Source organism: Billgrantia sulfidoxydans, from assembly GCF_017868775.1.
GTDB lineage: Bacteria > Pseudomonadota > Gammaproteobacteria > Pseudomonadales > Halomonadaceae > Halomonas > Halomonas sulfidoxydans.
This window is the reverse complement of sequence record NZ_CP053381.1, coordinates 3,005,755-3,028,897: the sequence shown is the minus strand read 5'-3', so window position 1 is coordinate 3,028,897 and position 23,143 is coordinate 3,005,755. Positions and strand designations below refer to the sequence as shown.

The following is a 23,143-nucleotide window of genomic DNA, read 5'->3' as shown; positions in this document are numbered from 1 at the left end:
GTAATGCAACTTGTCTCGTCAAGTAACGGCCATTGGCATTTTGATTATCGCGCTAATGGATAGGTTCCCCGGGAGTTCGCCTCCCATTCTCCACAAAGCGATTCTGGGGCTTGACGCGCCGCCCGGAGTGCACCAAGCTTTCGGAATCAAACGGCCGTATGAAACTGGCACTCCTCCAACGCCAACCTCTGTGTGGAGATTCGTGGATGATCTATCAAGGCAACGCCATCACGGTGGCACGCGGTACCAGTAGCGGGGGCGACGACATCGCCATGCTCACCTTCGATCTGAAGGACGAGTCCATCAACAAGCTGTCGAGCGCGGTGGTGGCCGAACTGGACGAGGCCGTCCACGCCATCCGTGCCCAGAGCGGCCTCAAGGGACTGGTCATCGGCAGCGCCAAGGAAGTCTTCATCGTCGGGGCCGACATCACCGAATTCCACGGCATCTTCGAGAAGGGCGAGGAGTACCTGGTCGAGATGAACCTCAAGGTGCACGAGATCTTCAACGCCATCGAGGATCTGCCGTTCCCCACGGTCACCGCCATCAACGGGCTGGCGCTGGGTGGCGGTTGCGAAGTGACGCTGACCACCGATTTCCGGGTGATGAGCGAGAAGGCCAAGATCGGCCTGCCCGAAACCAAGCTCGGTATCCTGCCCGGCTGGGGGGGCTGCGTACGCTTGCCACGCCTGATCGGTTCGGACAACGCCGTGGAGTGGATCGCCGGCGGCGGCGAGAACCGTGCAGATGCCGCTCTCAAGGTGGGCGCGGTGGATGCCGTGGTGCCGAACGAGCAGCTCGAGGCGGCGGCCCTGGACATCCTCGCGCGAGCCAACGCCGGTGAGCTCGACTACCAGGCGCGTCGTGCCGAGAAGACCGGGCCGCTCAAGCTCAACGCCATCGAGCAGATGATGGCCTTCGAGACCGCCAAGGGCTACGTGGCCGGCAAGGCGGGGCCGCACTACCCGGCGCCGGTCGAGGCGATCAAGGTGATCCAGAAGGGCGCCGGCGAGGAGCGCGCCCGCGCCCAGGCCATCGAGGCCAAGGCCTTCGCCAAGCTGGCGCTGACCGACGTCTGCTACAACCTGGTGGGGCTGTTCCTCAACGATCAGGTGGTCAAGAAGAAGGCCGGCAAGTACGAGAAGCAGGCCAAGGCGGTCAAGCAGGCGGCGGTGCTGGGGGCCGGCATCATGGGTGGCGGCATCGCCTACCAGAGTGCCTCCAAGGGCACGCCGATCCTGATGAAGGACATCAAGGAGGACGCCATCGAGCTGGGCCTCAAGGAGTCGCGCAAGCTGTTTGCCAAGCAGGTGGAGCGCGGCAAGCTCAGCACCGAGCAGATGGCCGAGAAGCTGACCCACATCCGCCCGACACTCTCCTACGGCGATTTCGGTCATGTCGACCTGGTGGTCGAGGCGGTGGTCGAGAACCCCAAGGTCAAGGACGCGGTGCTGACCGAGGTGGAAGGCCTGGTCAGCGAGGACACCATCCTCACTTCCAACACCTCGACCATCTCGATCACCCGCCTGGCCCAGAACCTCAAGCGCCCCGAGAACTTCTGCGGCATGCACTTTTTCAATCCGGTGCACCGCATGCCGCTGGTCGAAGTCATTCGCGGCGAGAAGACCGGCGACGCCGCGGTGGCGGCTACCGTGGCCTATGCCCGGGCCATGGGCAAGACGCCGATCGTGGTCAACGACTGCCCCGGCTTCCTGGTCAACCGCGTGCTGTTCCCCTATTTCGGCGGCTTCAGCCTGCTGGTCGAGCAGGGCGCCGACTTCCAGCGCGTCGACAAGGTGATGGAGAAGTTCGGTTGGCCCATGGGCCCGGCCTACCTGCTCGACGTGGTGGGCATGGACACCGCCGTGCATGCCAACGAGGTGATGGCCGAAGGCTTCCCCGAGCGCATGGCGCGGGACGGCAAGACGGCGATCCAGGTCATGTTCGAGAACGAGCGCCTGGGCCAGAAGAACGCCAAGGGCTTCTATGCCTACGAGGAAGACAAGAAGGGCAAGCCGAAGAAGGTCAGCGACGAGAAGGCCTACGAACTGGTCAAGCAGGTCGTCCAGCAGGAGAAGGCGTTCTCCGATGAGGACATCATCGCCCGCATGATGGTGCCGCTGTGCCTGGAGACCGTGCGCTGCCTGGAAGACGGCATCGTCGAGACCCCGGCCGAAGCCGACATGGCGCTGATCTACGGCATCGGTTTCCCGCCGTTCCGCGGCGGCGCGTTGCGCTACATCGACGCCATGGGCGTGGCTGAGTTCGTCAAGCTGGCCGACGGCCTGGCCGAGGAGCTGGGCGCACTCTACGCCCCCACCGACAAGCTGCGCCAGATGGCCGAGGCCGGCGAGCGCTTCTATCCCAAGGCCCAGGGCTGAACCACCACGAACAGGAGTATTGAAATGAGCTTGAACCCGAGAGACATCGTGGTGGTCGACGGCGTCCGCACCGCCATGGCCAAGGCCAAGAACGGTGCGTTCCGTAACGTGCGGGCCGAGAATCTTTCCGCTGCGGTGATGCAGGCGCTGTTCGAGCGCAATACGGCGCTCGACCCGGCCGAGGTCGACGACGTGATCTGGGGCTGCGTCAACCAGACCCTCGAGCAGTCGATGAACATCGCCCGTAATGCGGCGATCATGACCGGCATCCCTCGCACGGTACCGGCCCAGACGGTCAACCGCCTGTGCGGTTCTTCGATGACCGCGCTGCACATCGCCGCGGCCAATATCAAGGCCGGCATGGGCGACTTCTACGTCATCGGCGGCGTCGAGCACATGGAGCATGTCCCCATGACCCATGGCGTCGACGTCAACCCGGCGGCCAGCAAGTACGCCGCCAAGGCGGCGATGATGATGGGCTTGACCGCCGAGCTGCTGGGCAAGATGCACGGCGTCACCCGCGAGGAGCAGGACAAGTTCGGCGTGCGCTCGCACCAGCGTGCCTACGCGGCGAACCAGCAAGGCCACTTCGACAACGAGATCGTGGGGGTCGAAGGGCACGACGAGCGCGGCTTCCGCACGCTGTTCAAGCACGACGAGGTGGTGCGTATCGACGCCAGCCTCGAGGAGATGGCCAAGCTCAAGCCGGTGTTCGATCCGCGCGGCGGCACCGTATCGGCCGGGACGTCTTCGGCGCTCTCGGTCGGCGCTTCCGCCATGGCGATCATGAGCTATGAGCGCGCACGTGCGCTGGGGCTCGAGCCCATTGCCCGGGTGCTCTCCACCGGCGTGGCGGGCTGTGACGCCTCGATCATGGGCTACGGCCCGGTGCCGGCCTCGAAGAAGGCGCTAAAGGCCGCCGGCCTGTCGTCCGAGGATATCCAGACCGTCGAGCTCAACGAAGCCTTCGCCGCCCAGGCGATTCCGGTGCTCAAGGACCTCGGCTTCCTCGATGCCCTGGACGAGAAGGTCAACCTCAACGGCGGCGCCATTGCGCTGGGCCACCCGCTGGGCTGCTCCGGCGCACGCATCTGCACCACGCTGCTCAACGTGATGCGCCAGCAGGACACCACCCTGGGGCTGGCCACCATGTGTATCGGCATGGGGCAGGGCGTGGCGACGGTGTTCGAGCGCTTGAACTGAGCGCAGCAGCAGGAACCTGCACGGCCAGCGGCCTCGCCTTTTTCAGGCGGGGCCGTTTCGTCTGGGCGTTGACGCCCGAATCGCTGGGCAATAAGATGCATTTGTTTTGCTTCTTTTAAATCCACAGTGAGGAGTGCTCTGCTATGGGGCTCAGGAATCTGTTCAAGCGAGACAAGGCAGAAGACAAGCAACCCGTCAGCACGTTCGAGCCGGAAGCGCCAGCGCCGGAAGCAGCGGCCGCCAGCGCCGGCGAGCCTGCCAGCGCCGAGGCTGCCGGGAAGAAAAGGCATGGCGAACCCGGAGTCTGCTGCGGCTCGTGCAGCCACTGACCCGCCTTCACATGGCGGTGAGCAATGGGCATGCTCATCCGGGCATGCCCGCTCCCTTGCTTTGGTGAGATGCTACAGCACCCCGGCCTCGAGTCCTGCCGCCAGATAGAGGCCCAGCTCCTCTATCTGTTCCTCGAACTCTGCCTGCCACTCCCCGCGCAGGATCAGCGGCTCCTGCACCCAGCGCCAGCGCAGCCCGGTCACGATACTCTCCACCGCACGGCGCGTGCCGGTACCGTCGTGGCCGGCGCGCACGTAGAGCGCGCAGGGTAGGCCCTGTTTCTCCTCCAGCACCGCGTAATAGCTGCGGTCGAAGAAGTCCTTCAGTGCACCGCTCATGTAGCCCAGGTTCTCGGTGGTGCCGAGCAGGATGGCATCGCTGGCGCGTATGTCCTCGGGGCCCGCCTCGAGAGGGGCCTTGACCACCACCTCGACGGTTTCGACATCGGGATGCCTGGCGCCGCGTTCGGCGGCGTCTCGCAGGGTTCGGGTATTGGGCGAGGGCGCATGGGCCACGATCAGCAGACGTTTCATGTTTGACAGTCTAACGGCTTTTTCCGACGCTGTTTCGGCACCTATCCGCTTTGTCACACAGGAGGAAATCCGCTCATGGCCTTTGCACTTTCGAACATGCAACTGGAGAGTTCCGCCTTTCAGGCACATGGTGCGATTCCGACCCGACATACCGGTGAGGGTGACGATACCTCGCCGGCGCTGAGCTGGCGCGATGCTCCCGAGGGCACCAAGGGGTATGCGATCATCTGCCACGATCCCGATGCTCCCCTCGTGCAGCATGGCAGCTATGGCTTCGTGCATTGGTTGCTCTACAACCTGCCAGGCTCCACCACGACCCTGGCCGAAGGCACCAGCGACGGCACGAGGGGCAAGAACGATTTCGGCAAGCTCGGCTACGGTGGCCCGATGCCGCCGGAAGGGCACGGCGTGCACCACTATTACTTCTGGGTGCTGGCGCTCGACAAGCCGACCGACCTGCCCGAGGGGCTTGGGTTGGAGGAGCTGCTCAAGCAGCTCGAGCCGCACCTGCTCGGCATGAACCGGCTGATCGGCACCTACCGGCGCGGCTGATCGCTGGCGTCGCTTTCGTCGCAGTCAGGGAGGATTGCCATGTTCGACTGGGTCAGCCAGCACGGGGACAATGTCTCCGTGCTGACGGATGTCGGGACCCTGATCGTCTGGGTCGTCTACGCCCAGCTGCTCTATTTCAGCTTTCGCCGCCAGCGTCGGCCGCGCCTGCTGATCAACCGGGGGCGCAAGAAGGACATCGATGCCCTGTGCATCATCAGCAACATGAGCGCCGAGCCGGTCTTCATCCAGCACGTCGTGGCGGAACTGGCAACCTCGCATGGCGTGGTTCGCGTCGACGTGACCGATCGCACCGAGAGCTATGGCGACGGGGACGACAGTCGTCAGGAGAGCGATCCGAAACTCGCTGCCGATTCGTCTCCCATCGTGCGTGATGGCTCGCACCAAGGGCCGCTGGGATCGGGTCACTTCGTGCATATCGACAGCTTCGGTGCCCTGACGCGGCGCCTGGCCCACGATGGCGGCTTCGAGATGGCGGGGTATCGTCCGCTGAACGACGTCGTGTTTCGCTCGCTCACCATTCGCATCATCTGCATCTACGGCTCGGAGGATCTGCCGGTCGGTGCCGAGCGGTGCTTCGAGTTCATCGACCAGCAGCCGGACTGCGGGCTGGTACCGGCAACCTGGGACACCAAGCGGCTCTCCTCGCACTGGCAGCGCCGCCGGTTGTGCCGTGAGATCCGGCAGTTGAACAGCAAGGATGAGTTCTCCTCCGTGTCGCCCGGTGCGTGAGCCGGTCTCGTGGCGGTCGTCGTTACCCCGATGATTACGGTTACTTTTCTTGGCGCAATAGGCCGATACAAAGTCGCTTTGCAGGCAAAGGTTTCCAGGGCTAAGTTGGGTTGTTACCAGTCGGAGGATTGGTGTTTCGCTTGGATTCAAGGAGGAGCATGCGATGAAGAATGACGTGCAGGATCTGTTCCCTACGCGACTGGAGCGCAAGCTCGGCATGTTCGAGCGCATCGACCCCGTGGTCTACGCCGAAGGGGCCGAGCGCGGGGACGGGCCGCTGAGCGAGGAGCAGATACGCGAATACGAGGAGAAGGGGTTTCTTTCGTTTGAGGGTTTTTTCGACCGAGAAGAGATGGAAGCCTTCATCCAGGAGCTGCGTGACTACGAAGAGGACGAGGACCTCAAGCTCTCGGAAGGCACCATTCTCGAGCCGGGCCGCGAGGAGATCCGCTCGATCTTCGGCATTCACGAGATTTCCGAGCGCTTCAGCCGCTTGACCCGCGATCCGCGGCTGCTGGCCATGGTCGAGCAGTTGCTCGGCAAGGGCGTGTACATCCACCAGTCGCGTATCAACTACAAGCCCGGCTTCAAGGGCAAGGGCTTCGACTGGCATTCCGACTTCGAGACCTGGCACAGCGAGGACGGTATGCCACGCATGCGCTCGCTGAGCTGCTCGATCGTGCTGACCGACAATGGCGAGTTCAACGGCCCGCTGATGCTGATCCCCGGGTCGCACAAGTATTTCGTCCCCTGCGTGGGGCGCACGCCGACCGACAACTACAAGGAGTCGCTCAAGAGCCAGTACGTGGGCGTGCCCGACAATGCCAGCCTGCGCCAGCTGATGCTCGACGGGGATATCGAGGCGCCGAAGGGGCCGGCCGGCACCCTGGTGATGTTCGAATGCAACACCATGCACGGCTCCAACACCAACATGTCCTGCTGGCCGCGCAGCAATCTCTTTTTCGTCTACAACAGCGTCGACAATGGGTTGCTGAACCCATTCTGCGGCAATCGTCCGCGTCCGGAGTTCCTGGCCAATCGCACGGACTGGAACCCGCTCGAGCCGGTCGGCTGAAGCGCGGGGCGACGGGGCGCGACAGCTTGCCGTGCCAGGCGCAGCTGGCCCGGGCGTATCACTACCTGACCGCTCGGGTTTGACGCTTCAGCGATGCGCCTTCACGCGCAAGCGCACATAGTCGGCCGTCCAGTTGCCGTGGCTGTCGCGCAGGCTTGGCGCCAGCAGCGCCAAGGCGTCGTCCAGTACCGCCTCGCGTATCTCTTCGTCCAGGCCATGCACGAAGGGGTTGGCAAAGGTGGCGAGCCAGCCGGTCATGCCCGTAGGCAGGCGGGTCGGGCGTGGGATCGATTCGATGGACTCGACCGCGAACCCGGCCGCTTCGAGGCATTCACGATACTCATCGGGAGTGGGAAAGAACCACGGAAAGCGGGCCTTGCCGCTGATGCCGCGCGCCTGAAGCGCCGCCAGCAGGGCGGTGCAGATCGCCGCCACGTTGCCGTGACCGCCGAACTCGGCCACGAAACGCCCGCCCGGCTTCAGCGAGCGATGGATGCTGGCGACGACGGCTTCATGGTTGAGCATCCAGTGCAGGGCGGCGTTGCTGAACACCGCATCGAACTCGTGTTCGAAGGGCAGGTTGTGAGCGTCCAGGACGCGAGCGTCGAGCCCCCGTGCCCGGGCGGCTTCGACCATGTCGATGGCGGCGTCCACGCCCACGACGGTGGCCCCGGACTTCGCCAGCACCTCGGTCAGGGTGCCGTCGCCGCAGCCCAGGTCGAGAATGCGTTCGCCGGGGCGAGGGTCCAGCAGCCTGGCCGCTGCACTGCCCAGCTCGGCGACGAAATCGGCGTTGTGGGCGTAGGAGGCGGCATTCCAGTGCTGTCCCCGAGGATGGTGGGAGGCGTCGTTCATAATCGGTGCTCCAGCGGATCGGCGCTTCACGGCCTGTTCAATCAGAATACTCCAAACCGAACCATGCCACCGTCTGCCGACGCAAGGAATTCACTCGTAGGAGGGCGTTTCGCCGCGGGCCGCCAGCTCCTGGGGCAGCAGGGCCGCATAGACCAGGGCGTGAACCGGTGTCGTCACGCCAACGGCGCGGCCCAGGCGCACCACGGCGCCATTCTGCGACTCCAGCTCGGAGGGCTCTCCGGCCATGATGTTGCGCTGCATGGAGGAGGTGCTCTCGGCCGGCATGGCGTCGATGAACTGCATGGCGCGGGCGACGGCATCGGCAGGAAACGCGACGCCATGGCCACGGGCGACCTGGTCGATCTCCTCGAGCATGGCCTGGATCAGCGCACGCGTCTCGGGTAGCTGTCGCGTGACCCCGATGGGAGCCCTGGTGATGCTGCCAATGCCGCTCATGGCGCAGATGAACAGGAACTTGCTCCACTGGGCGACGCGTATGTCGTCGGGAATCTCGGCGCTGACGCCGTGTACCTTGTCGAAGACGGCCTTGAGGCGTGCCGTACGTGCACTGCTGTGATTGTCACGCTCACCGAAGCGGATGAACGGGTCCACGCCGGCGTGGCGGATGTGCCCCGGCGCTTCCCGCCAGGCCAGGATGCCGCACAGCCCCTCGAGCACCGGCGCTTCGCCCAACACCTCGGCCAGGATGTCGGCAGCTTCGACGCCGTTCTCCAACGGCAGCACCAGGGTGTCAGGGCCGACCAGGGGGCGAATCGACTCGGCGGCCTCCCTCACCTGCCATGCCTTGACCGCCACGATGACGCAATCCACCTCGCCCAGCGTGGCGGGGTCGTCCGTGGCCGTGACCCGGGGCAGCATGACGTCTCCCTTGATGCTGCTCACACGCAATCCCTGGCTCGACATGGCGGCGAGGTGCTCGCCGCGGGCGATGAAGGTGACGTCTTCGCCGGCCTCGGCCAGGCGTGCGCCGAAGTAGCCGCCGACACCGCCGCTACCCATGATGGCGAACTTCATGCTGCCTCCTGTCGATTTCACTCTCGTCTCTCGGAGCATAGCGGCAAGATGGCATTCGTGTGTCCTCTCTCCTTGTCGGGAACGCACACGGGCGTCCGGCATATCGACACGCTTGCCCTAGGTCATGTCGGGTGTCCTTGGTGCTGCCCCGGGCGAAAGAAATGCGGCAGACTGAAGCGCATGCCCCGAGGGAGACGATTCGCCGCATGAACAGGACCCGACCGCACGCCTCGAACAAGGCCAAGCCCAGCGATGAAGCGGGGATACCGCTCGCGCTGTGTCGCGTGGCCATCGATACGTACCGCGAGAACGTCGCCTATCTGCATCGCGAGTGCGACCTCTATCGTGCCGAGGGTTTCCAGGCGCTGTCGAAGGTCGAGGTGCGTGCCAATGGCCGACGCATCCTGGCGACCCTGAATGTGGTCGACGACGTTGCCATCGTCGGCCACACCCAGTTGGGGCTTTCCGAAGACGCCTTTGCCCTGCTCGGCGTGGAAGAAGGGCACCCGGTCAGCGTATCGCAGGCAGAGCCGCCCGCTTCGATTCCGGCCCTGCGTCGCAAGATCGCCGGTGAGCGTCTCACGCGCCGGGATTTCCGCGAGATCGTCCAGGACATCGCCGAGCTGCGCTATTCGAAAATCGAGCTGACGGCCTTCGTGGTGGCCTGCGAACTGGGCGAACTCGATCGCGAGGAGATCTTCTACCTCAGCGACGCCATGGGGCGGGTGGGGCGTCGACTCGACTGGCACGAGCATCCGGTAGTCGACAAGCACTGCATCGGCGGCATTCCCGGCAACCGTACCTCCATGCTGGTGGTGCCCATCGTGGCGGCCCACGGCCTGCTGTGCCCCAAGACCTCGTCGCGCGCGATCACCTCCCCGTCGGGCACCGCCGATACCATGGAGGTGCTGGCCAAGGTGGACGTGCCCTTCGACGAGCTGGGTGAGTTGGTGCGTACTCACCGTGGCTGTGTGGCCTGGGGCGGCACCAGCGAGCTTTCCCCGGCCGACGACGTGTTGATCGCGGTGGAGCGACCGCTCTCCATCGATTCGCCGGGACAGATGGTCGCCTCCATTCTGTCGAAGAAGGTGGCGGCCGGCTCGACACACCTGCTGCTCGACATTCCCGTCGGGCCGCATGCCAAGGTCCGCTCCATGCCGGAGGCCCGCCGGCTGCGCAAGCTGTTCGAGTTCGTGGCCGGCCGCATGGGGCTGGTGCTGGATGTGGTGATCACCGACGGCAGCCAACCGGTGGGACGCGGCATCGGCCCCGTGCTGGAGGCTCGCGACGTGATGCGAGTCCTCACCAACCATCCCCACGCTCCCATGGACCTGCGCCAGAAATCGCTGCGCCTGGCGGGGCGAATGCTGGAGTTCGACCCCGACATCCGCGGTGGTGACGGCTTCGGCATCGCCCGGGACATCCTCGACTCCGGCCGGGCGCTGGAGAAGATGCAGGCGATCATTCGTGCCCAGGGCGAGAAGCCCTTCGACCTCGACGCCCCCGAGCTGGCACCGCATCGCTTCGAGGTGCTGGCGCCGCAGGCGGGGGTCGTCACCGCCATCGACAACCTGCGCCTGGCCCGCATCGCGCGCCTGGCCGGGGCGCCCAAGGCCAAGGGGGCCGGGGTCGATCTGCTGGCTCAGATCGGCGATCGGGTCGAACGGGGCCAGCCGCTGTACCGGGTATATGCCGCCTTTCGCAGCGAACGAGGCTTCGCCCATCAGTGCAGCGAGCACCACAGCGGCTACAGTATCGGTCAGCCGGACGAGATCAATCGCCTGAACGTGGAGTTCTGATGCGCGCCGCCCTGCTCTATTTCGAAGAGGAATCCCTGCCTGCCGGGCGCCTGGCCGCGGCGGCGGGCATCGAGGCCCGTGCGGTCGGGCGCCATCGCTTCCCCGACGAGGAGCTGTGCCTGCGCCTGCCTGACGTCGAGCTGCCCGCCTGCCTGGTCATCTATCGCAGCCTGGACCGCCCCAACGACAAGCTGGTCGAGCTGATGCTGCTGGCTCGCCACGCGCGTGCGCAGGGGGTCAAGCGTCTGGTACTGGTGGCCCCCTACCTGGCCTACATGCGACAGGACATGGCCTTCCACCCGGGAGAGCTCGTCAGCCAGCGTCTGGTTGGCGGCTTCCTCGCCGAGTCGTTCGATGCCGTAGTGACCGTCGACCCACACCTGCATCGCATCGAGCGCCTGGAGCAGGCGATACCCTTGGCGCATGCCCTTGCGCTCTCCGGCGCCCCGCAGCTGGGGGCGGCGATCGTCCAGCGGCGCCCCGATGCGCTGCTGCTGGGGCCCGATGCGGAATCGCTGCAGTGGGTGGAGAGTGCGGCCAGGGTGGCAGGGCTCGACTATGGCGTGTGTACCAAGGCGCGGCACGGCGACCGTGACGTCGACATCGCGCTGCCGGACCTGGCCATTGCCGGCCGGCGCGTCGTGCTGCTGGACGATGTGGCCAGCTCCGGTCGTACGCTGGCCCAGGCCGCCGAGCAAGTGCTGGCCGCCGGGGCGGACAGCGTCGACGTGGCGGTGACCCATGCGCTGTTTGCCGGCGATGCCATGAGCGTCATCCGTCGGGCGGGAGTAGGCGAGGTCTGGAGCACCGACACCATCGTTCACGAGAGCAATGCCGTGCACATGGCCTCCGTCCTGGCTCGGGCGCTGGCACGGCTGATAGACGAGGGCTAGCCAAGCAGCGCACGAAGACGTAAAACACACCGCAACGATGAGCCAAACCGGGGAGTACGCCATGCCTGGCACCAGAGTTTTCAGCGCGCTGTTGCTGCTGCTGTTCCTGAGCGGTTGCGCCGGCCGCTCGGCCCAGGTGGGCGAACGGCCGAGCGCTCCCGAGCCGGTTCGCGCCGACCCCGAGCAGGTCGCGCCGACCGAGCCGACGCGCCCTCTCGTGACCGTTACGCGTCAGGAACGCTTCTGGGTGCCCCCGCACTTCGCCTCGGAAGAGGACGAGGTCCACTACTACATCAGCCGTCTTGCCGACCGGGGCTTCATCGACGTCTACGGCGGCGAGGAGCATCCGCGGGTCTGGTACATTGCGGCGGAGCGCCTGGGTCAGATCGGCGAGCCCGCGGTTCCGATGCTGTTCGCGCTGCTCGATACTCGCAGCGAGTATGAGCTGATGCTGGCCCTGTATGCGCTGCAGTTGGCCACTCAGGATCCACGCCTGATGACCCAGACCGGCGGCGATTACGTCCGCCTCACCACGACGCTGGACGAAGACGCCAACGCGGAGAACCGGACCATCGCGCTGGAATGGTGGGAGCGGCATGGCTGGCGCTGGCAGTGATGCGTGGCGGCATGCGCCGCGCGAATGGGCCGCTCGTGTGTCGTCAGCGGCGTTCCGGCAGGCAGGCGGGCAGGGCGTCACGCAGCGAGCGCGGCAGGATGTCGAGGTCGGCGAAGGTCCCCACGCCCTCGCCGACCGTATTGTCCTCGGCCATCATAATGACCTGGTCGCGGGTCAGCGGCGGTCCGGGCAGGGGTGACGCCAGCAGGGCGACAAGCTGCCACAGCGGGAACGGTACCGGCAGCAGCCTGCGCTCAAGCTCCAGGTGGGCCATGACCAGCTCCAGGATCTCCCGGTAGCTCAGGATATCCAGGCCGCCCAACTCGAACAGCCGCCGTTCGGATGGAGCAGCGCCCATCAGTCGCACGATCGCTCTTGCCACGTCCACCACGTGGACCGGCTGGAGTCGCGTTTCGCCGTGCCCGAAGAGCGGGATGACGGGCAGCCGAGTCAGCTCCGCCAGGCGGTTCAGGAAGGCGTCATCGCGGCCGAACATGACGCTCGGGCGCAGGATGATCGCCTTGGGGTAGGCATCGATCACGGCCGACTCGCCGCGCCCCCGCGCCCTGACATAGCGCGAGCGCGACGACGTGGCGGCGCCGATGCCGGAGAGCTGGATGAAGGTTGGCACGCCTTCTGCCCGGGCCAGGCGGGCCAGGCGGCCGGCGCCTTCCACATGCACCTGGTCGAAGCTCGCCTGGCCGCGCTCGACGTAGAGGCTCACGGCATTGACGACTCCCCGTGCCCCTTCGAGCGCCCGGCTCACATCGCTCTCGCTGCGGATGTCGAGGCTCATCGGTTCCAGGGGGTCACCGGGTTCGGCCCAGTCCGGCAGTGCCGGCCGGCGTGCCGCGATGCGCACCGCATGACCCGCATCGAACAGGGCCTGCACCACGTGCCGACCCAGAAAGCCGGTGCCGCCGAAGACGGTAATGGGGGCTCTCGCCATGCTGTCTCCCTGGTCGCTGCTGCCGGAATCGCCTGGTATCACGAGGCCGGCAGGGGAAGAGGGCCATTCTCCTTGACCGCACGAATGGCGAAGCTGCTGTCCACGGCGCTGACCATCTTCAGCTGGCGGAATTGCCGCAACCACTGCTCGGAGGCCCCCAGGTCGGCAGTGATCACTTGCAGCAGGTAATCGAAATGGCCGGAAACGCTATGGCACTGGATCACCTCCGGCATGTCTCGCACGCTCTCCTCGAAGGCTTCCACCCGCTCCTGCTGATGCTGGTCGAGCCGTACCTGCACGAAGAGCGTGATCGTCAGGCCGAGCCGGACCTTGTCCAATTCGGCGCGGTAGCGAGTGATCAACCCGGCCTGCTCGAGCCGGCGAATACGGCGAGCGCAAGGGGAGGGCGAGAGGCTCACGAGCTCTGCCATTTCGGCAGTGGTCAGACGGGCGTCCTGCTGAAGGGCTTCGAGCAGCATACGATCGATGCGGTCGAGTTTGAGGTTGCGCATGGGGTGCCTCGTCAATGTGGCGTTCAGGGGTTCCTTGGCCGATACCGCTAACCATCATTGCAAGTCTGGCGAATCCGGCTCGTGCTCGCCAGTTCTCAAGCTGCTGTGAGCCTGACGCGAGGCGCTCGATGCGGCATGAGAACCAAGCCGAAGCGCCTCGAAGCGTTGAGAGCGGCTAAGGCCACCTCGAGCCAACTTGTATACACTGCAAAAAATCCTAAGCGTTCTACTGAGTTGACGCCCTTGGTCGGAGAGAGAGAGCCCATGGCAGGCATGTGCCGTATCGTCCACGCCTGGCGTGCCGCGGAGCAGTGGTGGCGGTCCTGCCCGCTGATGTTGCGCCATGCCTGCCAGGGGCTGGTGCTGGCCGCTTTGCTGCTGCTGGGCACGGCGCTCGTCCATGTCACCGGCGGCACCCAGTACGCCTATCCCTACCTGATGCTGATCCCCGTGCTGCTGGCGGGAGCCTGGTATACCTGGTACGGCTCTTTGCTCGTGGCGCTCGCGGCAGGTCTGCTGATGGCGGTGATACCGCTCTCGGTGGAGACCGGCGAGCCCCAGGACACCCTCAACTGGATGATTCGGCTCGGGTTGTACCTGATCATCGGCGGCTTCGCCGGAGGCCTGTTCGAGCGCCTGCGGCAGAGCTACCTCGACGCCGAGCTGGCATCGCGGACCGATCCTCGCGCGGGCCTTCCCAATGACATCGCCCTGGAAGCGGACCTGGCCCGCTGGCTGAAGCGATCAACGCGCCAGGATGGGCGTGGCGTCGGGGTGGTGCTGGTGCGTGTCGAGGACATCGGCGAGATCATGGAGGCCCTGGGGGCGGATGCTTCCGATGAGCTGATGGTGGCGATCAGTAACCGCCTGGCCCAGTTGGGCCCCAATCTCCAGGGGAGCTACCGCGTCAGCGGCGCCGAACTGGTGCTGCTGTTCTGGCCGGTAGGGTACAGGGAGCTGGAGCGTCTCGCCCGTCGGGTGGTCGACCTGGGGGAGGACAACCTGGTGACGCTCGGAGTGCCACTGCGTGTGCAGCTGGTGCTGGGTAGCTCGCTGCAAGGCGCCGGTAACGCCACTCCGGGCAGCCTGATCCGCGAGGCGAGAATCGCGATGCTGGCCGCTTCCGAGAAGCATCGCGCGCACTGCCATTTCCAACCCTCCTTCGCGCGACGCAGCCTGCAGAACATCCGTCTGATTGCTCGAGTGCGTCGCGGGTTGGCGCAGGGCGAGTTCGAACTCCATTATCAGCCCAAGCTGCACCTGGCGAGCGGGCGGGTCAGCGGCTTCGAGGGGCTCATTCGCTGGCGTGACGAGAGCGGTGCGCTGATCGCCCCCGGCATGTTCATGCCCAAGGTCGAGAACACCACCCTGATTGCGCCGGTGACCCGGTTCGTCATGCGCGAGGCCTGTCACTTCGCCCGCCGCCATGGCGGCAAGGTCAGCATCAACTTCTCGGTGCGCAACCTGATGGATGACGACCTGCTGGATGAGTTCAACCAGCTCGTGGAGGAGACGGGGATCAGCCCATCGCAGCTCGAGGTGGAAATCACCGAGAGCGCGCTGGTGCACGATCTGTTTGCGGCCAAGCAGGCACTGGAGCGTATTCGCGGCTACGGCATCCAGGTCAGCATCGACGACTTCGGCACCGGCTTTTCATCGTTCGAATATCTGCGCCACCTGCCCATCACCGGCCTCAAGATCGATCGCGCCTTCGTCGAGGGGCTGGAGAAGGACGAGCGTGCGCGCAAGCTGATGGCTTGCCTGATCGACGTGGGGCATGCGCTCGACCTGGAAGTCACCGCCGAAGGCGTCGAGACGCTGGGACAGCATCGCGCCCTTCAGGCGCTGGGCTGCGACCAGGCCCAAGGCTTCCTCTATTCCAAGGCGCTGCCCGTCGAGGAGCTGCTGGCCTGGCATCACGAGCGCGAGCGGCTCCTGCGGCAAGACGACGCCCTCTCCAGGCGGCGGGAGAGCCGGAACGTACCGCCCCGCTGAAATGACTTCCCTCTCTGTTTCGTTGCGACGGAGGTGGTGCGGCCACCGGCGGAGCGGCGATTGTCCGTGCCAATGAGAACGATTGTATTTCTTGATGTGAACGGCGCCGAACGTGCCGGCATCTTGGGGCTTCCGCGCGACGGACGAAGATGGAGTCTTCACATCGCATTCATACAGGACTAAAATGGTCCCAAATGGAGCGCAGGGCCTCCGCCAGGTGTCCGTGACATTCAGGAGTCAGGCATGCTCAAGCTTTCCCGGCTGACAGACTACGCCGCCGTGATCATGGCGCAGATCGCCCGCCACCCGGAGCAGCCGCATGCCGCGGCGGAGCTGGCCGAGGCCGTGCAGCTGCCGCATCCCACGGTCAGCAAGACGCTGAAGATGCTGGTCAAGGCGGGGCTGCTGGAGTCGCGGCGCGGGGCCCAGGGCGGCTACTCCTTGGCACGACCGGCCTCGCGAATCACCGCGATCGACATCATCACCGCCATCGAGGGACCGGTAGCGATGACCGAGTGCAGTCACGCCGAGGGCGACTGCGACCTGCTGGCCACCTGCGGCGTCTCCGACAACTGGCAGCGCGTGTCGCTGGCCGTACGTACCCTGCTCGACAGCGTGACCCTGGCCCACCTGGCCGACACCGCGCCGATCAAGCTGCCGGTACAGCTACCCATACAGAGCGTGAGCCTGGCCGCCGATACGGCCTGAGCCACCGAACCGGATTCATTACCCGAGGCGAGCTCGCTCGCCGGCCCAACCGCCCGGGAGGGGAGAGACCATGGCAAGTCAGGAAATGGAACAGCTTGTCCGCCGCGAGTACAAAGAAGGGTTCGTGACGGACATCGAGAGCGATACGGTACCGCCGGGGCTCGACGAGAGCGTTATCGCCTTCATTTCCAACAAAAAGGGCGAGCCCGAGTGGATGCTCGAGTGGCGCCTCAAGGCCTACCACCAGTGGCTCAAGATGACGTCGCCCTCCTGGGCGCACCTGGAGTACCCGCCGATCGACTACCAGGCGATCTCCTACTACAGCGCGCCCAAGCGCCCCGAGGATCGTCCGCAGAGCCTCGACGAGGTCGACCCCAAGCTGCTCGAGACCTACGAGAAGCTGGGTATCCCGCTGCATGAACGCGCCGCGCTGGCCGGCGTGGCGGTGGATGCGGTGTTCGACTCCGTGTCGGTGACCACCACCTTCAAGGAGAAGCTGCACGAGGCGGGGGTGATCTTCTGCTCGATCTCCGAAGCGATCCGTGACTACCCGGAGCTGATCAAGCAGTACCTGGGCACGGTGGTGCCGGTAGCGGACAACTACTTCGCCGCGCTCAATTCGGCGGTGTTCACCGACGGCTCCTTCGTCTTCGTGCCCAAGGGCGTCACCTGCCCGATGGAGCTCTCCACCTATTTCCGCATCAACGCGGCCAACACCGGCCAGTTCGAGCGCACCCTGATCATCTGCGAGGAGGGCGCCCAGGTCTCCTACCTGGAGGGCTGTACCGCGCCGATGCGCGACGAGAACCAGCTCCACGCGGCGGTGGTCGAGCTGGTGGCACTGGACGACGCCTACATCAAGTACTCCACGGTGCAGAACTGGTACCCCGGCGACGAGGACGGCAAGGGCGGCATCTACAACTTCGTCACCAAGCGCGGTGACTGTCGCGGCGACCGCTCGCGCATCAGCTGGACCCAGGTCGAGACCGGCTCCGCCATCACCTGGAAGTACCCCTCCTGCGTGCTGCGCGGCAAGGAGAGCATCGGCGAGTTCTACTCGGTAGCGGTGACCAACGGACGCCAGCAGGCCGACACCGGGACCAAGATGATCCACATCGGCGAGGGGACGCGCTCCTACATCGTTTCCAAGGGCATTTCCGCCGGGCGCAGCAATCAGTCTTATCGCGGGTTGGTCAAGATCGGCCCGCGAGCCAAGGGCGCGCGCAATTTCACCCAGTGCGACTCGCTGCTGATCGGCGACCAGTGCGGTGCCCACACCTTCCCGTACCAGGAGATCGGCAACAGCACCGCGACCATCGAGCACGAGGCGACCACTTCCAAGATCGGTGAGGACCAGCTGTTCTACTGCCAGAGCCGCGGCATCTCCGAGGAGGATGCGGTCAGCATGATCGTCAACGGCTTCTGCAAGGACGTGTTCCAGGAGCTGCCGATGGAGTTTGCCGTCGAGGCCGAGGCGCTCCTGAACGTCACCCTGGAAGGTGCCGTGGGTTAAAGCGCTTTGGCTAAGGAAACGGCTACGCGACGCCTGTACGGCGTTGAGCGCGGATTCGAGAATGCTCATTTACAGTCGTAAACTCCGCTACTCTCTTCCGCGCTCGCCTTGTCCAGACGCCGCTCGCTCGTTTCGCTGGGCTGGATGAATTATTTTCCGGGTCGCTTTACGGCTCGCCAGAATCGAAAAGGTACTCAAGATGCTCGAAGTCAAGGATCTGCACGTCAAGGTGGAAGGCAAGAACATCCTCAAGGGCCTCAACCTGACCATCAACGCCGGGGAAGTGCACGCCATCATGGGCCCCAACGGGGCCGGCAAGTCGACCCTTTCGGCGGTGATCGCGGGCAAGGATGGCTATGAAGTGACCCAGGGGTCGATCACCTTCGAGGGCCGGGACGTGCTGGAGATGGAGGTCGAGGAGCGCGCCCAGGCGGGCTTGCTGCTGGGCTTCCAGTACCCGGTGGAGATCCCCGGGGTGAAGAACATCTACCTGCTCAAGGCGGCGCTCAACGCCCAGCGCGAGGCGCGCGGCGAGGGCGAGATCCCGGCACCGGAGTTCATGAAGCTGGTCAAGGAGAAACTGGCGCAGATGAAGATGGACGCCAGCTTCCTGCAGCGCGCCGTCAACGAGGGCTTTTCGGGCGGCGAGAAGAAGCGCAACGAGATCCTGCAGATGCTGGTGCTGCAGCCCAGGCTGGCCATGCTCGACGAGATCGACTCCGGCCTCGACATCGACGCCATGCGCGTGGTGGCCGATGGGGTCAACTCGCTGCGTGACGAGAAGCGCGCCATCCTGCTGGTGACCCACTATCAGCGCCTGCTCGACTACATCGTGCCCGACCGCGTCCACGTGCTGGTCGATGGCCGTATCGCCAAGAGCGGCGACGCCGAGCTGGCCAAGGAGCTGGAATCCCGCGGCTATGACTGGGTCGTGGAGGAGTCTGCTGCATGAGCGATGTCGAACAACAGTCAAGCGAGGTGAAAACCTTCCTCGACCGTCTCGCGGAGCGCAGTGCCTCCCGCGGGCAGGAGCCGACCTGGATCGCCGCGCGGCGCCAGGCCGGGGCGGCTCGCTTCGAGGCGCTCGGCTTCCCCACCCGTCGCGACGAGGCGTGGAAGTACACCGACGTGCGCGCGATCGCCCGCGGCGACTTCGCGCTGACCGACAGCGCCGAGTTCTCACCCGCCTCGGCTGCGGCGCTGACGCTGCCCATCGAGGCGCATCGGCTGACCTTCGTCGACGGCGTGTTCTCGCCGGCGCTCTCCGATCTGGGCGAGCTGCCACGCGGCGTCGCCGTGCTGCCGTTGTCCCAGGCGCTGGTCGAGAATCACGAGGCCGTAGGCGGCCCGCTGGGGCGGTTGACCGGGGTCGAGTTCTCGCCGTTCTCGGCGCTCAACACCGCCTTCATGGAGGAGGGCGCCGTGGTGCGCCTGGCGCCGGGCAGCGTGGTGGAGAAGCCGATCCTGCTGCAGTTCCTGTCACGGGCCAACACCGCGCCGGTGATGAGCCACCCGCGCATCCTGGTCGAGGCCGGTTCCCGCAGCCAGGCCACGCTGATCGAGCATCACGTCGGCGAGAGCGAGGCGGCCAACTTCACCAACCTGGTGGCCGAGCTGATGCTCGACCGCGGGGCGATCCTGACCCACTACAAGCTGCAGGAGGCTGCACTCGGCGACCTCCACGTGGCCAGCATCCACGTCGAGCAGAACCGCGACAGCCGCTACACCTCGTTCAACCTGAACCTGGGCGGCGGGCTGGTGCGCAACGACCTGATCGGCGAACTCAACGGCGAGGGGGCCGAGGCCAACTTCTACGGCCTGTTCTACGGCCAGGGGCGCCAGCACATCGACAACCACACCCTGGCCAACCACAACGCCCCGCGTACCTTCTCCAACGAGAACTACAAGGGCATCCTCGACGACCGCGCCCGCGGCGTGTTCAACGGCAAGGTGGTGGTCAAGCGCGACAGCCAGAAGATCGAGGGCTACCAGAGCAACGCCAACCTGCTGCTCTCCGATCGCGCCGAGATCGACGCCAAGCCGGAGCTGGAGATCTACGCCGACGACGTCAAGTGCTCCCACGGCACCACTACCGGGCAGCTCGACGAAGAGGCGGTCTATGCCCTGCGTACCCGCGGCATCGACGAGCAGACGGCGCGTGGCCTGCTGACCCTGGCCTTCGCCGGCGAGGTGATGGAACTGGTCGACCTGGACGCCGTTGCCGAACGGGTGGAGCTGGCGGTGGCCGGTAAGCTGCCGGAGCGCTTCAACCTGGCCGGGCTGGTGGAAGCCTCCATGGCCCTGCACGACGAGTGAGCGAGGAGAGAGCGATGAACCACCTGGCCACCGAGCGACCGCTCAGCGCACCGGCCTTCGACGTGGCCGGGATTCGCGCCCAGTTCCCGATTCTCGAGCGGCAGGTGCACGGCCGCCCGCTGATCTATTTCGACAATGCCGCCACCAGCCAGACGCCGCTGGCGGTGATCGACACCTTCCGCGACTACTTCAGCCGCTACAACGCCAACATCCATCGCGGCCTGCATACCCTGGCCGACGAGGCGACGGCGGCCTACGAAGCGACTCGCGAGACGGTGCGCGATTTCCTGAATGCCGCCGACCGCCGCGAGATCGTCTTCACCCGCGGCACCACCGAGGCGATCAACCTGGTGGCCAACAGCTGGGGCCGGGCCAACCTCGTGGCCGGCGACGAGGTAGTGGTCTCGCTGCTCGAGCATCACTCCAACATCGTGCCGTGGCAGCTCCTGGCCACCCAGCTCGGCATCAAAGTCAAGGTAATTCCGGTGGATGAGCGCGGCGTGCTCGATCTCGACGCCTATCGCGCGCTGTTCACCGAGCGTACGAAGCTGGTGGCCGTGAATCACGTCTCCAATGCCTTCGGCACCGTCAACCCGGTGCGCGAGATGGCGACCGTCGCCCACGAGCACGGTGCCCTGATCCTGGTCGACGGTGCCCAGGCGGTGCCGCACCAGCGCGTCGACGTGCGCGCCATCGAGGCCGATTTCTACGCCTTCTCCGGCCACAAGGTGTATGGCCCGACGGGGGCGGGGGCGCTCTACGCCAGGGCCGAGCTGCTCGAGGCGATGCCGCCGTGGCAGGGCGGCGGCGAGATGATCAAGAGCGTCTCCTTCGACGTGCCCACCACTTTTGCTGACATTCCCCACAAGTTCGAGGCCGGTACACCGGCCATTGCCGAGGTGATCGCGCTCGGCGTGGCGCTGGACTGGGTCGACGGCGCGGGCATCGAGCGTATCGGCGCCTGGGAGGCAGGGCTGCTCGAGCGTGCCACCGCCGCGGTGTCGCGCATCGACGGGCTGCGAATCCTGGGCACCGCCCCGGACAAGGCCGGCGTGCTCTCCTTCGTCGTCGATGGCGCCCACTCGCAGGATATCGCGCTGCTGATCGACCAGCTCGGCGTGGCCATTCGCACCGGCAACCACTGTGCGCAGCCGCTGCTGGCACACTTCGGCGTGACGGCGACCTGCCGGGCGTCGTTTGCCGCCTACAACACGCTGGAAGAGGTCGAGGCCTTCGCCGACGCCCTCGAACGCGTCATCGGCATGGTGCGCTGAGCCATGTCGACCATCGAACAGATCGCCAGCCTGCAGAAGGGCCAGACGCTGCCGCTGCAGCGCGACGTGGACGCCATCTCGATCCCCTTCGGCAAGACCGTGACGCTGCCCGAAGACAGCGTGGTCAGCGTGATGCAGGCCAAGGGCAGCTCGGTCAGCGTCGGCTACGAGGGCCGGCTCTACCTGATCGAGGGCAGCAATCTCGATGCCCTGGGGCTCGAGCCGTTGCCGCGGCCGACCCTGCCCGAGGATGCCACGGACGAGGAGATCGAGCAGTTCGTCTGGGATCAGCTGCGCACCTGCTTCGACCCCGAGATCCCGGTCAACATTGTCGACCTGGGGCTGGTCTACGGTTGCCGCATCGAGCGACTGATCAGCGGCGAGCGTATCGTCACCATTCGCATGACCCTGACCGCGCCGGGCTGCGGCATGGGCGACGTGATTGCCGCCGATGCGCGCAACAAGATCCTCGGTGCCCCCCAGATCAGTCGCGTGCACACCGAGATCGTCTTCGATCCGCCCTGGAGCCGTGAGATGATGAGCGACGAGGCGAAGCTGGAACTCGGCATGTTCTAGCGGCTGGCCCCGGGCCGCTCGCTGGCGGTGGCGGGGCTTCGTGATTCCTGGTCCGGTGACGGTGAATGCAGGCGCTGTTGTGGAAAACCTTCAAGTTCCTTCTGATGTCGCTCGGCGCGCTGCTGCTGCTCGCCGTGCTGCTGTTCGTCGGCGCCAATCTATGGGTTCTGGCGCAGACCCAGGGGCGTATCGAACATGAGCTGCCCTTGTGCGGTCCCGAGCGCGTGGGCATCGTCTTCGGGACTTCCCACTGGACCCGCAGCGGCGTGCGCAATCCGCACTTCGACGCGCGCATCAACGCCGCCTCCCGCCTGATGCGGTTGAGCCGGGTCGAGCATCTGCTGCTCTCCGGCGACAACCGTACCCGGCAGTACAACGAGCCCATTACCATGTGGCGCGACCTGCGTGCCCAGCACGTGCGCGACGAGGACATGACCCTCGACTACGCCGGGTTCAGCACCTTCGATACGCTGGCGCGGGCGCGGGACGTGTTCGGCGTCGACCGGGTGCTGCTGGTCACCCAGGCGTGGCATCTGCCGCGTGCGCTGTTCATTGCCGATGCGCTCGGCCTCGAGGCGCATGGCTGCAGCGCGCCGTCGCGCCCGGTGGCGGGCCTGTGGCGGCTTCAGGCGCGGGAGTGGGTGGCGCGAGCGGCCACCGTGGGCGATCTCTACGTATGGGGCCGGGAGCCGTACTTCCTGGGGCCGCTCGAGCCGCTGCAGATCGCGCCGCCGGTGTGGCGCCAACTGCTCGACCTGGAGCCGGCGCCGGAGGAGACCGAGTCGCCGTGACCGCCCGGCCGGAACTCAGCGGCGGCGCGGCTTCTGCTGACGATAGAGTTCGCGAATCAACGCCCGGCAGTCCCTCCAGCACTGCTCGACGATCGGTTCGAGCGGATTGGGCAGCGGGTGGGTATAGAGCGTGGCCAGGGCCTGCATCAAGACGCGCTCCTGCTCCAGCAGCTCGCCGATGACCACCTGGCTCTCGTTGCCGACGAAACTCTTCAGGCGGCTCCATAGCCACATGTAGTCGTCACGCTCGACGTCGGCATCGCGCGGCAGCAGCTTGAGATGCTGCCTGGCCAGCTCCTGCAGCTTGTGCATCGTCTGGGCGCGGGCTTCGTAGTGAGGCTTGAGCGTTTCGCGCAGGGAAGGGCGCAGGCGCTCGAGGTTGTCCTGAAAATAGTCGATGCTGTCAGCCAGCGCTTCCAGAACGCTGTCCATCGCCACTTGGCGATTGTCGAGAAACATGAGCGGTCACCTCCTCCGGTGACGCAGA

23 protein-coding genes are annotated in these 23,143 nt (G+C 65.8%); 17 read left to right on the top strand and 6 right to left on the bottom strand.

Annotation, left to right across the window (positions count from 1 at the left end; genetic code table 11):
• Window positions 1–206: 206 nt before the first annotated feature.
• The 3 genes from fadB to HNO51_RS21275 all read left to right on the top strand — a co-directional run bounded on the left by fadB (window position 207) and on the right by HNO51_RS21275 (window position 3,913).
• Complete coding sequence (fadB, locus tag HNO51_RS14035) at window positions 207–2,381, top strand: fatty acid oxidation complex subunit alpha FadB (protein WP_197447925.1); 2,175 nt, start codon at window positions 207–209, stop codon at window positions 2,379–2,381.
• A 24-nt stretch (window positions 2,382–2,405) separates the two neighbouring features.
• The gene (gene fadA / locus HNO51_RS14030) at window positions 2,406–3,584 is read left to right on the top strand and encodes an acetyl-CoA C-acyltransferase FadA (RefSeq protein ID WP_209537680.1); all 1,179 of its coding nucleotides are present in this window, start codon (window positions 2,406–2,408) and stop codon (window positions 3,582–3,584) included.
• 143 nt (window positions 3,585–3,727) lie between these two features.
• Complete coding sequence (locus tag HNO51_RS21275; RefSeq protein ID WP_197447923.1) at window positions 3,728–3,913, top strand: CCGSCS motif protein; 186 nt, start codon at window positions 3,728–3,730, stop codon at window positions 3,911–3,913.
• Window positions 3,914–3,985: 72 nt separating this feature from the next.
• On the opposite strand, the gene HNO51_RS14020 is transcribed toward HNO51_RS21275, so the two are convergent.
• Complete coding sequence (locus HNO51_RS14020; RefSeq protein WP_197447922.1) at window positions 3,986–4,447, bottom strand: flavodoxin family protein; 462 nt, start codon at window positions 4,445–4,447, stop codon at window positions 3,986–3,988.
• A gap of 75 nt (window positions 4,448–4,522) precedes the next feature.
• Between HNO51_RS14020 and HNO51_RS14015 the strand changes: the two genes are divergently transcribed.
• The 3 genes from HNO51_RS14015 (at window position 4,523) to thpD (ending at window position 6,824) form a co-directional block, all read left to right on the top strand.
• Window positions 4,523–4,999: a YbhB/YbcL family Raf kinase inhibitor-like protein gene (locus HNO51_RS14015; protein ID WP_197447921.1), complete on the top strand. Its 477-nt coding sequence runs from the start codon at window positions 4,523–4,525 to the stop codon at window positions 4,997–4,999.
• A gap of 39 nt (window positions 5,000–5,038) precedes the next feature.
• Window positions 5,039–5,749, top strand: a complete 711-nt coding sequence (locus tag HNO51_RS14010; protein ID WP_197447920.1) for a hypothetical protein — start codon at window positions 5,039–5,041, stop codon at window positions 5,747–5,749.
• 163 nt (window positions 5,750–5,912) lie between these two features.
• On the top strand, window positions 5,913–6,824 hold the full coding sequence (thpD, locus tag HNO51_RS14005; RefSeq protein WP_267956279.1) for an ectoine hydroxylase: 912 nt from the start codon (window positions 5,913–5,915) through the stop codon (window positions 6,822–6,824).
• A gap of 87 nt (window positions 6,825–6,911) precedes the next feature.
• On the opposite strand, the gene HNO51_RS14000 is transcribed toward thpD, so the two are convergent.
• Both HNO51_RS14000 and HNO51_RS13995 read right to left on the bottom strand, forming a co-directional pair.
• Window positions 6,912–7,679, bottom strand: a complete 768-nt coding sequence (locus tag HNO51_RS14000) for a class I SAM-dependent methyltransferase (RefSeq protein ID WP_197447919.1) — start codon at window positions 7,677–7,679, stop codon at window positions 6,912–6,914.
• A gap of 90 nt (window positions 7,680–7,769) precedes the next feature.
• Window positions 7,770–8,714, bottom strand: coding sequence for a 2-dehydropantoate 2-reductase (locus HNO51_RS13995; RefSeq protein WP_197447918.1), 945 nt, complete (start codon window positions 8,712–8,714; stop codon window positions 7,770–7,772).
• Window positions 8,715–8,920: 206 nt separating this feature from the next.
• Here HNO51_RS13995 and HNO51_RS13990 point away from each other — a divergent pair, with 206 nt between their 5' ends.
• The 3 genes from HNO51_RS13990 (at window position 8,921) to HNO51_RS13980 (ending at window position 12,022) form a co-directional block, all read left to right on the top strand.
• Window positions 8,921–10,513, top strand: a complete 1,593-nt coding sequence (locus tag HNO51_RS13990) for a thymidine phosphorylase family protein (RefSeq protein ID WP_234283451.1) — start codon at window positions 8,921–8,923, stop codon at window positions 10,511–10,513.
• Window positions 10,513–11,406 carry a ribose-phosphate diphosphokinase gene (locus tag HNO51_RS13985; RefSeq protein ID WP_197447917.1) on the top strand — a complete coding sequence of 298 codons (894 nt, stop codon included), beginning with the start codon at window positions 10,513–10,515 and terminating at the stop codon, window positions 11,404–11,406. The genes HNO51_RS13990 and HNO51_RS13985 overlap by 1 nt, the downstream gene beginning before the upstream one ends.
• A 61-nt stretch (window positions 11,407–11,467) precedes the next feature.
• Window positions 11,468–12,022 (top strand): hypothetical protein, encoded by a 555-nt coding sequence (locus HNO51_RS13980; protein ID WP_197447916.1) that lies wholly within the window; start codon window positions 11,468–11,470, stop codon window positions 12,020–12,022.
• 43 nt (window positions 12,023–12,065) lie between these two features.
• Here HNO51_RS13980 and HNO51_RS13975 read toward each other — a convergent pair whose 3' ends face one another.
• The gene (locus tag HNO51_RS13975) at window positions 12,066–12,971 is read right to left on the bottom strand and encodes a complex I NDUFA9 subunit family protein (RefSeq protein WP_197447915.1); all 906 of its coding nucleotides are present in this window, start codon (window positions 12,969–12,971) and stop codon (window positions 12,066–12,068) included.
• Window positions 12,972–13,009: 38 nt separating this feature from the next.
• The gene (locus tag HNO51_RS13970) at window positions 13,010–13,483 is read right to left on the bottom strand and encodes an Lrp/AsnC family transcriptional regulator (RefSeq protein ID WP_197447914.1); all 474 of its coding nucleotides are present in this window, start codon (window positions 13,481–13,483) and stop codon (window positions 13,010–13,012) included.
• Window positions 13,484–13,747: 264 nt separating this feature from the next.
• On the opposite strand from HNO51_RS13970, the gene HNO51_RS13965 reads away from it, so the two are divergent.
• The 8 genes from HNO51_RS13965 to HNO51_RS13930 all read left to right on the top strand — a co-directional run bounded on the left by HNO51_RS13965 (window position 13,748) and on the right by HNO51_RS13930 (window position 22,656).
• A complete protein-coding gene (locus tag HNO51_RS13965; RefSeq protein ID WP_197447913.1) occupies window positions 13,748–15,478 on the top strand; it encodes a putative bifunctional diguanylate cyclase/phosphodiesterase in 1,731 nt (576 codons plus the stop codon).
• A gap of 243 nt (window positions 15,479–15,721) precedes the next feature.
• Window positions 15,722–16,186, top strand: coding sequence for an SUF system Fe-S cluster assembly regulator (locus HNO51_RS13960; protein WP_197447912.1), 465 nt, complete (start codon window positions 15,722–15,724; stop codon window positions 16,184–16,186).
• Between the two features lie 70 nt (window positions 16,187–16,256).
• Window positions 16,257–17,699 carry a Fe-S cluster assembly protein SufB gene (gene sufB, locus HNO51_RS13955; RefSeq protein WP_197447911.1) on the top strand — a complete coding sequence of 481 codons (1,443 nt, stop codon included), beginning with the start codon at window positions 16,257–16,259 and terminating at the stop codon, window positions 17,697–17,699.
• Window positions 17,700–17,898: 199 nt separating this feature from the next.
• A complete protein-coding gene (sufC, locus tag HNO51_RS13950; protein WP_197447910.1) occupies window positions 17,899–18,651 on the top strand; it encodes a Fe-S cluster assembly ATPase SufC in 753 nt (250 codons plus the stop codon).
• A complete protein-coding gene (sufD, locus tag HNO51_RS13945) occupies window positions 18,648–20,015 on the top strand; it encodes a Fe-S cluster assembly protein SufD (RefSeq protein ID WP_197447909.1) in 1,368 nt (455 codons plus the stop codon). Before sufC ends, sufD begins: the two co-directional genes overlap by 4 nt.
• Window positions 20,016–20,029: 14 nt before the next feature.
• Window positions 20,030–21,289: a cysteine desulfurase gene (locus HNO51_RS13940; RefSeq protein WP_209537679.1), complete on the top strand. Its 1,260-nt coding sequence runs from the start codon at window positions 20,030–20,032 to the stop codon at window positions 21,287–21,289.
• 3 nt (window positions 21,290–21,292) lie between these two features.
• Entirely contained in the window at window positions 21,293–21,865 is a 573-nt protein-coding gene (sufT, locus tag HNO51_RS13935; protein ID WP_197447907.1) for a putative Fe-S cluster assembly protein SufT, read from the top strand.
• A 65-nt stretch (window positions 21,866–21,930) separates the two neighbouring features.
• Window positions 21,931–22,656 carry a SanA/YdcF family protein gene (locus tag HNO51_RS13930; RefSeq protein ID WP_197447906.1) on the top strand — a complete coding sequence of 242 codons (726 nt, stop codon included), beginning with the start codon at window positions 21,931–21,933 and terminating at the stop codon, window positions 22,654–22,656.
• A gap of 15 nt (window positions 22,657–22,671) precedes the next feature.
• Here HNO51_RS13930 and HNO51_RS13925 read toward each other — a convergent pair whose 3' ends face one another.
• Window positions 22,672–23,115 (bottom strand): hypothetical protein, encoded by a 444-nt coding sequence (locus HNO51_RS13925; protein WP_197447905.1) that lies wholly within the window; start codon window positions 23,113–23,115, stop codon window positions 22,672–22,674.
• Window positions 23,116–23,143 lie beyond the last annotated feature (28 nt).

Bases quoted from the DNA above. Each gene is read 5' to 3' on its own strand.
- HNO51_RS13975 (WP_197447915.1), bottom strand. From the start codon at position 12,971: ATGGCGAGAGCCCCCATTACCGTCTTCGGCGGCACCGGCTTTCTGGGT.
- sufB (WP_197447911.1), top strand. From the start codon at position 16,257: ATGGCAAGTCAGGAAATGGAACAGCTTGTCCGCCGCGAGTACAAAGAA.
- HNO51_RS13960 (WP_197447912.1), top strand. From the start codon at position 15,722: ATGCTCAAGCTTTCCCGGCTGACAGACTACGCCGCCGTGATCATGGCG.
- HNO51_RS13990 (WP_234283451.1), top strand. From the start codon at position 8,921: ATGAACAGGACCCGACCGCACGCCTCGAACAAGGCCAAGCCCAGCGAT.
- HNO51_RS13995 (WP_197447918.1), bottom strand. From the start codon at position 8,714: ATGAAGTTCGCCATCATGGGTAGCGGCGGTGTCGGCGGCTACTTCGGC.
- fadB (WP_197447925.1), top strand. From the start codon at position 207: ATGATCTATCAAGGCAACGCCATCACGGTGGCACGCGGTACCAGTAGC.
- sufD (WP_197447909.1), top strand. From the start codon at position 18,648: ATGAGCGATGTCGAACAACAGTCAAGCGAGGTGAAAACCTTCCTCGAC.
- HNO51_RS14010 (WP_197447920.1), top strand. From the start codon at position 5,039: ATGTTCGACTGGGTCAGCCAGCACGGGGACAATGTCTCCGTGCTGACG.
- HNO51_RS14020 (WP_197447922.1), bottom strand. From the start codon at position 4,447: ATGAAACGTCTGCTGATCGTGGCCCATGCGCCCTCGCCCAATACCCGA.
- HNO51_RS13965 (WP_197447913.1), top strand. From the start codon at position 13,748: ATGGCAGGCATGTGCCGTATCGTCCACGCCTGGCGTGCCGCGGAGCAG.
- HNO51_RS13940 (WP_209537679.1), top strand. From the start codon at position 20,030: ATGAACCACCTGGCCACCGAGCGACCGCTCAGCGCACCGGCCTTCGAC.
- HNO51_RS14015 (WP_197447921.1), top strand. From the start codon at position 4,523: ATGGCCTTTGCACTTTCGAACATGCAACTGGAGAGTTCCGCCTTTCAG.
- sufC (WP_197447910.1), top strand. From the start codon at position 17,899: ATGCTCGAAGTCAAGGATCTGCACGTCAAGGTGGAAGGCAAGAACATC.
- HNO51_RS13925 (WP_197447905.1), bottom strand. From the start codon at position 23,115: ATGTTTCTCGACAATCGCCAAGTGGCGATGGACAGCGTTCTGGAAGCG.
- HNO51_RS21275 (WP_197447923.1), top strand. From the start codon at position 3,728: ATGGGGCTCAGGAATCTGTTCAAGCGAGACAAGGCAGAAGACAAGCAA.
- HNO51_RS13985 (WP_197447917.1), top strand. From the start codon at position 10,513: ATGCGCGCCGCCCTGCTCTATTTCGAAGAGGAATCCCTGCCTGCCGGG.
- HNO51_RS13970 (WP_197447914.1), bottom strand. From the start codon at position 13,483: ATGCGCAACCTCAAACTCGACCGCATCGATCGTATGCTGCTCGAAGCC.
- fadA (WP_209537680.1), top strand. From the start codon at position 2,406: ATGAGCTTGAACCCGAGAGACATCGTGGTGGTCGACGGCGTCCGCACC.
- HNO51_RS14000 (WP_197447919.1), bottom strand. From the start codon at position 7,679: ATGAACGACGCCTCCCACCATCCTCGGGGACAGCACTGGAATGCCGCC.
- thpD (WP_267956279.1), top strand. From the start codon at position 5,913: ATGAAGAATGACGTGCAGGATCTGTTCCCTACGCGACTGGAGCGCAAG.
- HNO51_RS13980 (WP_197447916.1), top strand. From the start codon at position 11,468: ATGCCTGGCACCAGAGTTTTCAGCGCGCTGTTGCTGCTGCTGTTCCTG.
- sufT (WP_197447907.1), top strand. From the start codon at position 21,293: ATGTCGACCATCGAACAGATCGCCAGCCTGCAGAAGGGCCAGACGCTG.
- HNO51_RS13930 (WP_197447906.1), top strand. From the start codon at position 21,931: ATGCAGGCGCTGTTGTGGAAAACCTTCAAGTTCCTTCTGATGTCGCTC.